Source organism: Acidimicrobiales bacterium, assembly GCA_036273495.1.
In the GTDB taxonomy this organism is placed as follows: domain Bacteria; phylum Actinomycetota; class Acidimicrobiia; order Acidimicrobiales; family JAJPHE01; genus DASSEU01.
The window spans coordinates 1-14,653 of record DASUHN010000352.1 but is presented as its reverse complement, the minus strand read 5'-3'; the positions used below and the strand labels follow the sequence as shown (position 1 = coordinate 14,653).

Here is a 14,653-nt window from a genome sequence, read left to right as displayed (position 1 = left end):
CGAGCGAGTCCCCCAGCATCAGGACGCGTACGGTCGGCGTGCCGGCGGGAGGAGCGGCGGAGCGGGGGGCGGCTCCGAGGAGCACCCGCGCCGCCGGGGGCGCGCTCGCCACCGAGGCGGCCGCCGGGGCCGTGGTCGCGGCGAGGAGCGATCCCGCCGCCACCAGGCCGGTGGCCGGGGCGGCCAGCCACGCCGGGCGGCCGTTGAGGATCCGGCCCGAGCGGATGGGCTCCTCGATCAGGTGGAACGAGGCCACGGACACGAGGGCGGTGGAGCCCAGGCGCACGGCCAGCAGGGAGAGGCCGGCCAGCCCGGTGTGGGCGTGGTCGAGGGCCAGGAAGATCGGCCAGTGGTACAGGTAGAGCCCGTAGGAGACGCGCCCGACGTAGCGGACGGGCGGCAGCGACAGCAGCCGGGCCGGGGCCGACCGCGGGAGCAGCGCCACCAGGGCCACCAGGGCGGCGGTGGCAGCGGCCACGGCCAGGAAGCCGCCCTCGTACAGGAACGGGCCGTCCCCGCTCACGGCGTGGAGGGCCCAGCCGAGGAATCCGGCCCCGGCCAGCCCGGCGGCCAGGACCACCCGGCGGGGGACCCGGGACCGGCCGTCCACCCGGCGGGCCAGGCCGGGCAGGGCCACCGCCAGCAGGCAGCCCACCATCAGCTCCTGGGCCCGCACGTCGGTGCCGTAGTAGAGGCGGGACACACCGGCGCCGGTGAGGAACAGCCCGGCGGTCAGCCCCGCCGAAGCCAGGACACCGGTGCCGGCCACGACCGCCAGGCGCCGTTTCCCGCCCCGCCGGAGGGCCAGCAGGGCCACGATGGGCCAGAGGACGTAGAACTGCTCCTCGACGGCCAGCGACCAGGTGTGCAGCAGGGGCGAAGGCGCCCCGAAGTGGGCGAAGTAGCTCTGCCCCGCCAGCACGTAGTGCCAGTTGGCGAAGTAGCCGAGGGTGGCCAGGGCGTCCCCCCGCAGCTGGTGGAGGGAGTCGACGCCGGTGAGGAAGCGCCCGTAGGCCGCCACCCCGGCGAGGGCCAGGAACAGGGCCGGCAGCAGGCGCCGGGCCCGCCGTCCCCAGAAGCGGCGAAGGGAGATCCGCCCCGTCCCCTCCTGCTCCCCCACCAGGAGGGTGGTGATGAGGTAGCCGGACAGGACGAAGAAGACGTCGACGCCGAGCAGCCCCCCGCCGGACCAGCCCACGCCGGCGTGATAGGCGAGCACCCCGGCCACGGCCAGGGCCCGGACCCCGTCGAGGCCCGGAACGTAACGGGTGCGCGTCACGGGGCCTGGAGACCCGCCCAGACCCGGTCCACCTCCGCCTGCAGGTGCTCCAGCGACCCGGAGTTGTCGATCACGTGGTCGGCCAGCGCCCGCCGCTCGTCCCGGCCGGCCTGGTTGGCCATGCGGGCCCGGGCGTCGGCCGGGTCCATCTCACGCTGCGCCACCAGCCGCTCGAGGGCCAGGTCCTCGGGCGTGTCGACGACGATCACCGCCGCCAGCCCGTAGCGCTCCCGGCTGGTGCCCTCGGCCAGGAGGGGGATGTCCATCACGACGACCCGGTCCGGGTCGGCGGCGGCCTCGGCCATCCGCTCGGCCATCACCCGGCCGATGGCGGGGTGGGTGATGCCCTCCAGGTCCTTCAGGGCGTCCCGGTCGTTGAACACGATCTGGGCCAGCCCGGCCCGGTCGAGGGTGCCGTCGGGCGCCACCACGCCGGGACCGAAGCGCTCGACCACCGGCCCGAAGGCGGCCCCTCCGGGGGCCATGACCTCGCGCGAGATCCGGTCGGCATCGATCACCACCGCACCCTTATCGGCCAAAAGGGACGCGACCGTAGACTTTCCGGATCCGATCCCTCCGGTGAGGCCGACGACGGGCACGCGGCCATCGTTGCACGCCGCTTCTCTACACTCCCCGACCCGTGTCCCGGCCCAGGCTGACGTGGCTGTTGCTGGGGGCCCTCAGCTATGGCCCGCTGCTGGCCACCAGGCCCGGCATGGTGGCGGCCGACACCAAGGAGTACCTGTACCTCGACCCCGGCCGCCTGACCACCGGGGCGGCGTCGATGTGGGACCCCAACGTCGGCCTGGGCACGGTCACCCACCAGAACATCGGCTACCTGTTCCCGATGGGGCCGTACTACTGGCTGGTGCACGCCCTGCACGTCCCCTACTGGGTGGGCCAGCGGGTGTGGATGGGGACCCTGCTCTTCGCCGCCGGCACCGGGGTGCTGTGGTGCTGCCGGCACCTGGGGCTGGTCGGGCCGGGGCGGGTGGTGGCGGCGCTGGCGTACACGTGCACCCCCTACGTCATCGACTACCTGGCGCGGATCTCCGCCATCCTCATGCCGTGGGCGGCGCTGGGGTGGATGCTGGGCCTGGTCATCCTGGCGGTGCGGCGGGGCGGGTGGCGGTACCCGGCGGTGTTTGCCCTCGTGCTGGCCGTCGTGGGCGGGGTCAACGCCACCTCGATCCTCCTGGCGGGGCTGGCGCCGGTGCTGTGGGTGCTCTACGCGGTGATCGTCACGCGCGAGGTCGCGGCGCGGCGGGCGCTGGCCGCGGTCGGCCGCCTGGCGGTCCTCGGGGTGGCGGTGTCGCTGTGGTGGATAGCCGGGCTGTGGGCCGAGGGCTCGTACGGGTTGTCGATCCTGCAGTACACCGAGACCGTCCCGACCGTGGCGCGCACGTCTCTGTCCACCGAGGTGCTGCGGGGCCTCGGCTACTGGTTCTTCTACGGCCAGGACAAGGTGCAGCCGTGGACGGACGCGTCGATCCCGTACATGGAGGCGCTGTGGCTGCTGGCCGTCAGCTTCCTCGTACCGGTCGTGTGCCTGGTGGCCGGGGCGCTGGCGCGCTGGCGCTACCGCGCCTTTGCCATCGGCCTCGTCGTCATCGGGACGGTGGCGGCGGTGGGGACGTACCCGTACGACGACCCCTCCCCTCTGGGTCAGGTCCTCAAGTCGGCTTCCAACGGATCGTCGGTGGGGCTGGCCATGCGCTCGAGCAACCGGGTGCTGCCCGTGGTCGTGCTCGGCCTGGCGCTGCTGCTCGGGTCGGGAGTGGCGGCCCTCCTCGCGTCGCGTCCCCGGCTGGGGTGGGTGGCAGCGCTCGTGTCCAGCGGGCTGGTGCTGGCCGACATCGAGCCGCTGTGGACCGGGAACATGGTGGCCGCCAACCTGGCGCGCCCGTCGCAGGTACCGCAGTACTGGCAGCAGGCCGCCGGCTACCTCGACGCGGGCGGACCGGCGACGCGGGTGCTGGGACTGCCGGGGGAGGACTTCGCCGCCTACCGCTGGGGCGTCACCGAGGACCCGGTCCCGCCGGGGTTGCTCACCCGACCCTACGCCGCCCGCCAGATCGTCCCCCAGGGTGAGCCGGGCAGCGTCGACCTCCTCGGCGCCCTCGACGGGAGCATCCAGGACGGCGTGTTCGACCCCGCCACGCTGGCGCCGGTGGCCCGCCTGATGAGCGCCGGCCAGCTGCTGCTGCAGTCCGACCTGCAGTACGAGCGCTACAGCCTGCCCCTGCCCCAGGTGCTCTGGCAGCCGTTCGCCGCCGGGGTGCCGGGCCTGACGGCCGCCGGCACGTTCGGTCCGGCGGGGCCCACGGGTTTCATCAAGTACCCGCTGGTGAACGAGTCGCAGCTGGGCGTGCCGGCCGGCGCCGCCTATCCGCCCGCCCTGGCCGTCTTCGACGTTCCCGGCGCCCGGCCCATCGTGCGCGCCGAGAGCGGCGCCGAGCCCCTGCTCGTGGCGGGTGACGGGGCCGGGGTCGTCGACGCCGCCGGCGCCGGGCTCCTGGCCGGCAACCCGACGGTCTTCTACAGCGGCTCCGTCGACGCCGACCCCGCCGGCCTGGCGCGCGTGCTCGGTGCCGGCGCCGACCTGGTCGTCACCGACACCAACGCCAAGCAGGGGCGCCGGTGGGGCGCCCTGCAGGACAACCTCGGCTACGTCGAGCAGCCGGGCGAAGCCGCCCTCGTCCCCGATCCCTCCGATCAGCCCCTCCCCCTGTTCCCGGGAGCCGGCGCCCCGGCCCTCACCACGGCGAACCTGCAGGGCGTGCGCTCGGTGCGGGCCAGCGCCTACGGCAACCCGCTCACCTACACGCCGGAGGACCGCCCCTCCAACGCCATCGACGGGGATCCCTCCACGGCGTGGACGGTCGCGGCGTTCAGCGACGCCGTCGGGCAGCGCTGGCAGGTGCAGCTACCCGCGCCGGCCACGAGCGACCACATCACGCTCCGGCAGGCGGACGGCGGCAACCGCACCATCACCGCCGTCTCGCTCCGCCTCGACGGCGGGCCGGTGCGCCGCGTGGCGCTGGGGCCGGCGTCACTCTCGGGAGCGGGGCAGGTGGTGGCGCTGTCGGGGTCGCGCCCCTTCTCGACCGTCGACATCACGATCGACTCCACCACCGACGACGGCGGCCCCCGCCATCTCTTCGACGGTCTGTCCGGTGTGGGCTTCTCCGAGGTCGGGATCCCGGGCGTGAACCTGCACGAGACCATCGACCTGCCGTCGGATCTGCTGCAGCACGCCGGCGCGGCGTCGGCCGGGCACCGTCTCGTGTACCTGATGACGCGTAACCGGGCTCCCGACGTGCCGCCCCGCCACGATCCGGAGCCGGTGATGGACCGGACGTTCCCCGTACCCACGGCGCGCACGTTCTCGGTCGGCGGGACGGCTCGGGTGTCCGCCCTCGACTCGGATGCCGACATCGACGGGCTGGTCGGCCGGGCGGCGGGCCCGGGCCCCGGTGACCCGATCGTCGGCGCCGACTCGTCGACCCGCCTGCCCGGTGACCGCGCCGCCAGCGCCGACGCCGCTGTCGACGGGAACCCGGCCACGTCGTGGACGGCCGCCTTCGGCCCCCAGGCCGGGGAATGGATCACCTACGACCTGGCCCGGCCCCTCACCTTCGACCACCTCGACCTCCAGGTCGTGGCGGACGGGCGCCACTCGCTGCCGACGCGGATCACGGTGAGCACCGGCACGGGGTCGCGCACCGTCGACGTCCCACCGGTGGCCCCGGGCGCGGGACGGCCCCAGGGCGCGGTGACGCCCGTGCGGGTCGACTTCCCGGCCCTCAGCGGGTCCAGCGTGCGCATCACCGTCGACAGCGCCCGCCAGCTCACGACCCTCGACTACTACGGCGGGCAGTCGGGCCGGCAGGACGACCTCCCGGTGGCGCTGGCCGAGGTCGGCCTGCCCGGCGCCGGCAGGCGTCCGGCTCCGGCGGGCGGGGCCGTGATCCCCAGCCCGTGCCGGTCGGACCTCCTGTCCGTCGACGGGCGTCCCGTCGACATCCGCGTGTCCGGGTCGGCGGCGTCGGCGCTGGCGGGCGGGGGCCTGACGATCTCTCCCTGCGGCAACTCGTCCCGGGGAGTGGCGCTGGGCGCCGGCACCCACGAGGTGCGGACCAGCCCCTGGCTCGTCTCCGGGCTCCAGGTCGACCAGCTGTGGCTGGGCTCGGAGCGCGGCGGCGCGCCGCTGGCGGCCGCCGCGTCGGGGGCCCTGCCCGCCCCGCCCGCCGCTCCCGCCCCGTCGGTCCGGGTCACCCACCAGGACCGCACCCACGTGACGGCCACCGTCTCGGCCGGGTCGGCCGGCAGCCCGTTCTGGATGGTGCTGGGCCAGAGCCTGAGCCGGGGGTGGACGGCGAAGCTCACCTCCGGCGGCCGGACCGTCCCGCTGGGGGCGCCGCAGCTGATCGACGGCTACGCCAACGGGTGGTACGTGCCCGCCGGCGCGCTGGGCCCCGGCGGTACCGCCGTCGTGCACCTGACGTGGGCCCCGCAGCGGGTCGTGTGGGTGGCGCTGGTGCTCTCGGCGCTGGCGCTGCTGGGGTGTGGGGGCGTGGTGGTGGCGGGCGGGTTGCCCCGGCGCCGGCGCCGGGGCGCGCCCGGGGAGGCGGATCAGGAGGCGGACCAGGTTGTTCCGGCCGACCCGGCCGCCCCGGTCCTGGCCATCCCGGTCGCGAGCGGGGGAACCCGGCCCCGGTGGTGGGTGACGGCGGTCGCCGCGGTGGCGGCCGGAGGGGTGGCGGGCACGGTCACGGCCCCGTGGGCGGCGGCGCCGGTGGCGCTGGCCGTGGTGCTCGGGTGCGTGGTGGACCGCTGGCGCCCGGTGCTGGCGCTCGGGTCGGCGGCGGCCCTGACGGCGGCCGGCGTCTACATGGTGGCCGGGCAGGCCCGTCACGGCTACCTCCCCAACATCCTCTGGCCGGGGTCGTTCCACCAGGCCAACTCCCTGGGGTGGGCGGCGGTGTGCCTGCTCGGTGCCGACGCCGTGGTCGTGCTCCTGCGCCGGCGCGGCGCCGGCGACGCCCCGGCATCGCCGTCCCCGGACGAGGCCCCCCGTTAGCCTCCGGGACACCATGTCCGCCCCTTCGGGACCCGGACTCCGCCGCTCGGTGCGGATGTTCCGTGTCTTCCTGCGCGAGCAGACCGACCCCGACCTCTTCTACCGCGCCCAGGCCGACGACACCCTGGAGCAGGTCAGCCGCTACGTGAACGTGACCGGGCGGCGGGTCCTGGACATCGGCGGGGGCGGCGGATGGTTCACCGAGGCGTTCCGCGGCGCCGGGGCCGAGTGCTTCCTGGTCGAGCCCGAGGCGGCCCGTCCCGACGAGAGCGGGGCGCCGCGGGGGGACGAGCGCTCCGAGCTGCACGCCGCCGCCATCCGGGCCGGCCGGCTGGCCCCCGGCGCCACGGTGGCGGGGGACGGTACCCGCCTGCCTTTCCCCGACGAGGTGGCCGACCTGACGTTCTCCTCCAACGTCCTCGAGCACGTCCCGGACCCGGGGCGGTTCCTCGACGAGATGGTCCGGGTCACCCGCCGGGGCGGCCTGATCTACCTGTCGTTCACCGTCTGGCTCTCGCCGTGGGGCGGGCACGAGACCTCCCCGTGGCACTACCTGGGCGGGCGGCGGGCGGCGGCGCGCTACCAGCGCCGGCACGGCCAGGAGCCGAAGAACCTGTTCGGCCGGTCTCTCTTCGCCCGCTACGTGGGCCCGGTGCTGCGCCTGGTGCGGGGACGCACCGACGTCGACCTCGTCGACGCCGTCCCGCGCTACTACCCGGGCTGGATGTCGTGGATCGTCCGCGTGCCCGCCGTGCGGGAGCTGGCCACGTGGAACCTCCTCCTGCTCATGCGGCGGCGGGGGGAGACGTGATCGTGGCCGCCGCCCCCACCCAGGGGGCGCACTACGCCGTCGGCATCGGTGTCACCGTGGTGTCGGCCCTGCTCTACAACGTGGGCTTCGTCCTCGAGAAGCACGGGCTCACCGCCCTGCCCGACGTGCACGCCCGCCGCCTCGTCCACCTGGTCCGGTCGGTTGCGTCGTCGCCGGCGTGGATGGCGGGGTTCGTGTCGATGCTGGCCGGGCTGGCCCTGCAGATCGTGGCCCTGTCGGTGGTCCCGATCTCGGTCGTGCAGCCGATATTCGTGTCCGGCATCGTTCTGCTGCTGGTCCTGGCCCATCTGGCCCTCGGCGAGCACCTGGGCCGGCGGGACTGGTCCGGCGTCGGCGTGGTGGCGGTGGCGCTGCTGTTCATCAGCCTGTCCCTCGACCCGCGCAACGACCACGCCGGCACCAAGGGGACCGTGGTCGGCATCATCGGCATCGGCGTGCCCACGGCGGCGGTGGCGGTGTGGGTGTTCCTGGCCGCCGACCGGCTGGGTCACGGCTCGGGCGGGAACGCCCGCCTCCACCTGCGCGCCCCGCTGTACGGCATGGCGTCGGGTCTCGTGTACGGCGTGGCCTCACTAGCCACCAAGGCGGTGTCGGCCCAGATGGAGAAGGGCGGGATCTTCCACGCCCTGCCCCATGTCCTCGCCTCCCCCTACATCTACCTCCTCGGGGTGTCGTCGGCGGGGGGGCTGATCCTGTTCCAGACGGCGCTGCAGCGCTGTCACGCGTCGGTGGTGGTGCCGGTCTCCAACGTGATCTCCAGCGCCTACGTGGTGGCGGTGGGCACCGTGCTGTTCGGCGACCACCTCCCCGAGACGGGCTGGCGGGTGGCGCTGCGGCTGGTGGGCTTCGCCGGGGTGCTGGCGGGGATGGCGCTGCTGGCGGGGGCGCGCAGCGTGGCCGACACCTATCCGCCGCTGTACACCGAGCCCGAGGCGGAGCCGGTCGGGGCCGAGCCGTGAACGACGTCGGAGCCGCGAACGAGGTCGCGGCCGCGCCCGTCCGCCGGTGGCCGTGGTACGCCGGCGTCGGCGTGCTGACGGCCGGCGGGCTCGGGCTGCGGATCGCCACCGTCTACGGCCGGCCCAACCGGGCCCCGGGGGGCGACGCCTACACCTACCACTACAGCGCCAACCTGCTGGCGAGCGGCCACGGGTTCATCAACCCCTGGCTGTTCTACGGCGCCCACCACTCCCTGCCGTCGGCCGCCTTTCCCCCGCTGTTCATCCTCCTGTTGAGCATGACGTCGGTGGTGGGTCTCAAGACGTTCTTCGTCCATCGCATCTGGTCGTGCGTCATCGGCGCGGCGGCCATACCGATATGCGCCTACACGGGCAAGGAGATCGGCGGGCGGCGGGTCGGGCTGCTGGCGGCGTTCCTCGTGACCGTCTACCCGAACATCTGGATGAACGACGAGCTGGCGATGTCCGAGGCCCTGACGCCCGTCGTCATCGCCCTGGTCCTGCTGGCCGCCTACCGCTTCTGGCGCCGGCCCCGGGCCCTCACGGCCGCGGCCCTCGGCGTCTCCCTCGCGTTGTCGGCCCTGGCCCGCGACGAGACCGCGCTCCTGGCCGTTCTCGTCGTGCCCCTGGCCCTGCTGGCCCGCCGGGTCCGGCTCCAGTGGCGGGTGGCGCTGATCGGCATTGCCGCGGCCGGGTTCGTGGTGCTGGTGGGCCCGTGGGTCGGGTTCAACATGGCCCGCTTCGACAAGCCCACCTTCATCAGCAACGGCCTCGGCGTGACGCTGGCCTCCGCCAACTGCCCCGCCACCTACAACGGGGTCAACGCCGGCTACTGGTCCTACCAGTGCGCCCTCGCCACTCCCGGGCTCAAGCCGATCCAGGACCAGTCGGTGGCGGACTCCATCGCGCGCACCCACGCCCTCAAGTTCGTGGGGGCCCATCTCGGCGAGCTGCCCCGCGTCGAGCTCGACCGCGAGGGACGGGCCTTCGGGTTCTTCCGTCCCCTCCAGCAGATCCAGCTCGACTCGTTGATCGAGACCCGCCCCCTGCACTGGGCCCAGGTCGGCCTGGGCATGTACTACTTCCTGGTCCTGGCCTCGATCCCGGGCATCGTGTCGTTGCGGCGGCGCCGGATGCCGATCTATCCCCTCCTGGCCATCGGCCTCGACGTGGTGATCTCGGTGGCCGTCACGTTCGGGCAGACCCGCTACCGCATCGCCTTCGAGGTGGTGCTGGTCCTGATGGCGGCGGTGGGCATCGACGCGTCGGTACGCGCCCTCACCTCCCGCCTGCGGCCGGGGCCGGAGCCCGACGCCCAGCTGCCCCCGCCGGGTGCCGGGCGCGAACCGGAGCCCGAACCGGAGCCGGAGCGGGGGTTGGCCGCCCCGGCTCTGCCTTGAGGCCGGCCGGCGTGGGCCCGTCGATCCTCGTGGTCATGCCGGCGTGGAACGAGCAGGAGTCGGTGGCGATGGTCGTGAAGGAGGCCCAGGCGGCCGTCCCCGAGGCCGACATCCTGGTCGTCGACGACGACTCGGGCGATGGCACGGAGGCGACGGCCCGCCAGGCCGGAGCCCAAGTCATAAGCAACGTGTTCAACCTCGGCGTCGGCGGGGCCATGCGGGTCGGCTTCCGCCACGCCGCCCGGCGCGGGTACGCGGTCGTCGTCCAGGTCGACGCCGACGGCCAGCATGACCCGCGGGACATACCCCGCCTGCTCGAATGCCTGGACGAGGCCGCCCCCGGACTGGCGCCGGAGGAGCCGCACATCGTCATCGGCGCCCGCTTTGCGGGGATGGGGCGCTTCCCGGTGCCCCGGGCCCGTCGGGTGGCCATGCGCATGCTGGCGTCCTACCTCTCCCGGCTGACGGGCACCGAGCTGACCGACGTCACGTCCGGTTTCCGGGCCTACAACCGGGCCGCCATCGAGCTGTTCTCCCGGACCTATCCGGCCGAGTACCTGTCGGACACGGTGGAGTCCCTCGTCATCGCCAGCCGGGCGGGGGCGCGCGTCAGTCAGGTGCCGGTGTCCATGCGCCCGCGGATGGCGGGCACGCCCAGCCAGTCCTCCTGGCGGGCCGTCGGCTACCTGCTCCGGGTGAGCGTCATGCTCGTGCTCGAGAGGATCCGCCACCATCCCGCCCCCGACCAGCCCGAGGAGGAGTAACCGGTGACCCGAGTCCATCTGACCGCATTGGCCGCCTGCGTGGTGACGGTGTCGGTGATCGTGGAGCTGCTCCGGCGCCGTCAGCTGCGCGACAAGTACGCGGTGGTGTGGCTGATGGTGTGCGTCCCGACGGTGGTGTTCGCCATCACGCCCGGCCTGTTCAACCGGCTGGCCCACTCGGTCGGGGTCATCAACCCGCCCGACCTGCTGACCGTCCTGGCCGCCCTCTTCCTCCTGATGGTGTGCGTGTACCTGAGCTGGGAGGTCGGTCGGCTCGAGGACAAGACCCGCCTGCTGGCCGAGGAGGTGGCGCTGCTCCGGCGCGAGCTCGACGACGCCGTGCCGGCGTCCTAGCGGCGGGGGCGCCGGCGGCGGGCCAGGGCGTCCGCCGCCAGGACCTGCAGGGTGCCCCGGGCCGTGGCCTCCCACGTGAGCTGCGCCGCCCGCTCCCGGGCCGCCGCCCCCAGACGGTCCCGGAGGCCGTGGTCCGAGATCACCCGGTCGAGGGCCGCCTCCAGCTGCACCGGGTCGTCGACGAGGAGGCCGGTGCGCCCGTCGTCGACGGCGTCGACGTGGCCCACGATCCGGGTGACCACCGCCGGGGTGCCGCAGGCGGCGGCCTCGGTGACGGTCATCCCCCAGCCCTCGTGGGACGAGGCCGACACCAGGACCCACGAGCGGCGGTAGAGGTCGACCAGCTCGTCGTCGGCCAGCCGGCCCGGCAGGCGCAGCCAGTCGCCCGCGCCCAGGCGGGCCACCTCCCGCTCGAGGCGGGGCCGCTCGTAGCCCTCCCCCGCGATCACCGCCTCCAGGCCGGGGTGGCGGTCCCGCAGGCGGGCCAGGGCGGCTACCAGGTCGTCGAAGTGCTTGACCGGCACCAGGCGCCCGACGGCCAGGACCAGGGGACGGGGCGAGCGCTCCCCGCCCGGGGTGAAGCGGGGCTCGACGCCGGGGGGGACCACCGCGACCCGCTCGGGGGCCATGCCGAGCTGGTCGACGATCTCCTCCCGTGACGACCCGGACAGGGTGACGATCCGGGACCGCCGGTAGAGCGGAGGGGCCACCCGGCGCTCGAAGACCTCCCCCGCCCGGCCGAGGAGCGGGGGCGAGAGGACCATCTGCCACATCTCGCCGTGGACGTGGTGCAGCCAGACGGAGCGGGGCCCCCGGTGCCACAGCGGCGAGAGGAACGGCATCCCGTTCCAGATCTCGACCAGGCCGTCCCGCGCCGACAGCCGGGACAGTCTCGACGGACCGGCCAGCCCCGACAGGGCGGCGGCGGGGAACACGGCGTAGCGGCCGGAGCGGCGGACCACCCGGTAGCCGGAGCGTTCGACCACGGCGGGCTGACCCGGCACGGCTGAGGTGCGCATGGTGACCTGGATCCCCGCCTGGGCCCAGAGCGACGCCACCCGGTCGGCGTGGAGCTCGGACCCGCCGGCCTCGGGGTCGTCGAGGTCCCTCCAGGCCACCAGGTGGATCCGCGCCAGCCCGGCCTCGGCGGCGATGTCCCCGAGCTTGGGCTCTCCGCTCCCGGCGCCGGCGGCCGCGCCGGCCGTCACGACTCCGCCGTCCGGAGACCGCCGAGGGCCAGGCGCACCGAGGTGGTGGCCCGGTCGAACCAGGCGAGGCGGTTCTTGAGCCGCAGGATGGGCCGCTCGACCAGCAGGTAGCTCCCCGCCGCCGAGGCCACCGCCAGCGCCAGGACGGCGCCGAACAGGTCCCAGAACGGGATGGTGAAGAGCCGGTCGTGCGACCAGCGCAGGAACATCGACACCCATGCCTGGTGCCAGAGGTAGACCCCGTAGGAGACGATCCCGACGGCAACCATCACCCGGTTGCGCAGCAGGAGCCGGATGAGGCCCCGGTCCTGGGGCCCGAAGACCGCCGGCAGGAGCAGGAAGAAGGCGAAGCCGGCGTACAAGGCCTGACGGACGAGGTTGAGCCCGGGCGAGATCCGATACAGCGGGCCCAACGGGATGCCCAGGTGCGAGACCCAGAACAACAACGCTCCGGCTGCGGCCCAGCTGACCCACGGGAACAGGGGGTTCCACAGCAGCCGCGGCGTGCGCCCGGTCTCGGCCAGCCAGCTGCTCACCACGGCCAGGAACATGCCGAAGGCGAACAGGTCGAGGTTGGCGGGCAGCCAGTCGGCCATGGTGCCCGCCAGGTGGCCGTGCCGGTGCAGGGCCCAGTCCCGGAAACCGACGCTGATCCCCACCATGGCGGCCAGGACGACCATCTCCCTCACCATCTGGTTCCGCATCGACCGCCGGCGGGCGGCGATGGCCGCCGCCAGCAGCGGGAGGAAGAGGTAGAAGGTCATCTCGGTGCAGAGCGACCACGCCTGGGAGATCCCCTTGAAGACCTCGTCGGGGAAGTAGATCTGGCCGAAGCCGTAGAGGATCAGCGGGGACGCCCACCCCGAACGGGTCTGGTTCACGTGCAGCACGTAGGTGGTGACGGTGAGGGCCAACCAGTAGGCGGGGACGATGCGCAGCAGGCGGCGCACCCAGAACCGGCCGAGCACCGGTGAGGGCAGTCCCGCCACGTGGGCGGCGGCGAAGGGCCGGTACAAGAGGAAGCCGGAGATCAGGAAGAAGACCGCCACCCCGATCTCCAGGCGGGCGGTGTAGATCCCGACGCCGGAGCGGGTCGTGAGGCCGGAGACGAACGAGGTGTGGATCACCACCACCGATACCGCGGCGATGGCCCGCAGGCCGTCGAAGCAGGGGAAGTGGCGGGGCCGGCCGGCCGCCTCGAACGCGCCGGACTCGAGGGCGCCCGGCCCGGCAGCCCCCGCCTCCGGGGAAGCGACGGCCACGGCCACGGGTTAGGAGGCGGCTCGGCTCGGCAGCACCGGGGCATCCCGGCCCGTGCCGGAGGAGGACGCCTCCTCGTGGTACTCGGCCTCCACGTTCACCGACCACACGTCGTGGTGGGAGCCGTTGACGATGTTCTCCACCGTGAGCATGGCCGTGTACATGGAGTGGTCCTGGTTGTTGTAGCGGTGCATCCCGTTGCGCCCCACGGGGTGGACGTTCGGGACGTCGGCCGCCAGCCAGCGCCGGATGGTGTCCACCCGCTCGTCGTAGCCCTCGTCGTAGACCGGATAGGCCTTGGGCATGCGCACCACGTAGCCCGTCTCCACCTGGCCCGGGCCGACCAGGCCGAGAGCCTGGAGCTCCCGGCTCCCCAGGGCGATCAGGTCGGCGTCCGGTGAGCTCCACAGCTCGTCACCCTCGAAGACGAAGTACTCGAGGCCGAGGCAGGTGCGACCGTCCTTGATCATGAACGGGGACCAGGACCCGAAGTTCTGGATCCGGCCCATCTTCACCTCGGGGGCGTGGATGTAGATCCAGTTGTCGGGGAAGCCGGCCGAGGCCGGTACGACCAGCGCCACGGTGAGGAAGTCGCGGTAGGACAGGCCCTTGGCCGCCTGCTGGACCTCGTCGGGAGCGGGCGGGTCCATGGCCAGCACCAGCTCGGAGATCGGCATCGACGAGACCACGTGGGAGGCCGGGAGGCGGGTGATCTTCCCGTCGTGCTCGGCCGAGACGGCCTCCGCCCCCCCGTCCCCGCGGTGCACCGAGACCACCCGGGTGCGCATCCGGACCTCGCTGCCCGCCCGTCGCACCAGCTCGGTGGCCCGCTCCCACATCATCCCCGGCCCGTGCTTCGGGTACTGGAACTCCTCGATCAGGCTGGTGATCTCCTTCTGGTTCCGCTTCGGCAAGAGGGCGTTGACCACGGCCTTCCACAGCGACAGGTTCTTGATCCGCTGGGCGGCCCAGTCGGCCTTGATCTCGGAGGCCGGGACACCCCACACCTTCTCGTTGTAGGTCTTGAAGAACGTGCGGTAGAGCCGCCAGCCGAACCGGGCCGCCACCCAGCCCTCGAGGCTGTCCTGGTCCTTCGGCCGGTTGATCCGCGCCCAGACGTAGGACATGACGCAGAGGAAGGCCTCGATTACCCCCAGGTTGCGCAGGGCGTTCCCGGCCTTGAGGGGGTAGTCGTAGAACTTCCCCTTGTAGAAGATCCGGCTCATGCGGGGCCGGAGCAGGAAGTCCTCGTCGGGGAGGATCTCGTGCCAGAGGTCCTCCACCGGCTTCACCTTGGTGAAGAAGCGATGACCGCCGATGTCGAAGCGCCATCCGTCCCGCTCCGGGGTCCGGCTGATGCCCCCCACGATGTCGTCGGCCTCCAGCACCACCGAGCGCCGCCCGTGCTTGGCCAGCTGGTAGGCCGCAGTCAGGCCGGCGGGCCCGGCACCGACCACGACCACGTCGCCGTCGCCGCTGGTCGCAGTCAGATTGGGGTCGGACATGTCTCTCCT

General features: G+C 73.7%; 11 protein-coding genes. 6 read left to right on the top strand and 5 right to left on the bottom strand.

Annotated elements, in window-relative coordinates:
- A partial coding sequence (locus VFW24_15010; GenBank protein ID HEX5268074.1) for an acyltransferase occupies positions 1-1,279 on the bottom strand: 1,279 nt, incomplete at its 3' end.
- Complete coding sequence (coaE, locus tag VFW24_15005) at positions 1,276-1,878, bottom strand: dephospho-CoA kinase (protein HEX5268073.1); 603 nt, start codon at positions 1,876-1,878, stop codon at positions 1,276-1,278. The genes VFW24_15010 and coaE, both read right to left, overlap by 4 nt.
- Before the next feature lie 41 nt (positions 1,879-1,919).
- Between coaE and VFW24_15000 the strand changes: the two genes are divergently transcribed.
- The 6 genes from VFW24_15000 to VFW24_14975 are packed head-to-tail and all read left to right on the top strand — an operon-like array spanning position 1,920 to position 10,671.
- A complete protein-coding gene (locus VFW24_15000; protein ID HEX5268072.1) occupies positions 1,920-6,362 on the top strand; it encodes an alpha-(1->3)-arabinofuranosyltransferase family protein in 4,443 nt (1,480 codons plus the stop codon).
- 13 nt (positions 6,363-6,375) lie between these two features.
- On the top strand, positions 6,376-7,173 hold the full coding sequence (locus VFW24_14995; protein HEX5268071.1) for a class I SAM-dependent methyltransferase: 798 nt from the start codon (positions 6,376-6,378) through the stop codon (positions 7,171-7,173).
- Positions 7,170-8,153 carry a DMT family transporter gene (locus VFW24_14990; protein HEX5268070.1) on the top strand — a complete coding sequence of 328 codons (984 nt, stop codon included), beginning with the start codon at positions 7,170-7,172 and terminating at the stop codon, positions 8,151-8,153. Before VFW24_14995 ends, VFW24_14990 begins: the two co-directional genes overlap by 4 nt.
- Entirely contained in the window at positions 8,150-9,553 is a 1,404-nt protein-coding gene (locus VFW24_14985; protein ID HEX5268069.1) for a glycosyltransferase family 39 protein, read from the top strand. Before VFW24_14990 ends, VFW24_14985 begins: the two co-directional genes overlap by 4 nt.
- Positions 9,554-9,564: 11 nt before the next feature.
- Positions 9,565-10,317: a glycosyltransferase family 2 protein gene (locus VFW24_14980; protein HEX5268068.1), complete on the top strand. Its 753-nt coding sequence runs from the start codon at positions 9,565-9,567 to the stop codon at positions 10,315-10,317.
- A 3-nt stretch (positions 10,318-10,320) separates the two neighbouring features.
- Positions 10,321-10,671: a DUF2304 domain-containing protein gene (locus VFW24_14975; GenBank protein HEX5268067.1), complete on the top strand. Its 351-nt coding sequence runs from the start codon at positions 10,321-10,323 to the stop codon at positions 10,669-10,671.
- Here VFW24_14975 and VFW24_14970 read toward each other — a convergent pair.
- The 3 genes from VFW24_14970 to VFW24_14960 form a co-directional block, all read right to left on the bottom strand.
- Positions 10,668-11,879, bottom strand: coding sequence for a glycosyltransferase family 4 protein (locus VFW24_14970; protein HEX5268066.1), 1,212 nt, complete (start codon positions 11,877-11,879; stop codon positions 10,668-10,670). The two genes, VFW24_14975 and VFW24_14970, sit on opposite strands and share 4 nt — an antisense overlap.
- The gene (locus VFW24_14965; protein HEX5268065.1) at positions 11,876-13,141 is read right to left on the bottom strand and encodes an acyltransferase; all 1,266 of its coding nucleotides are present in this window, start codon (positions 13,139-13,141) and stop codon (positions 11,876-11,878) included. The genes VFW24_14970 and VFW24_14965 overlap by 4 nt, the downstream gene beginning before the upstream one ends.
- Before the next feature lie 9 nt (positions 13,142-13,150).
- The coding region (locus VFW24_14960) for an NAD(P)/FAD-dependent oxidoreductase (GenBank protein ID HEX5268064.1) at positions 13,151-14,653 on the bottom strand (1,503 nt) is incomplete at its 5' end.

Bases quoted from the DNA above. Each gene is read 5' to 3' on its own strand.
- VFW24_14995 (HEX5268071.1), top strand. From the start codon at position 6,376: ATGTCCGCCCCTTCGGGACCCGGACTCCGCCGCTCGGTGCGGATGTTC.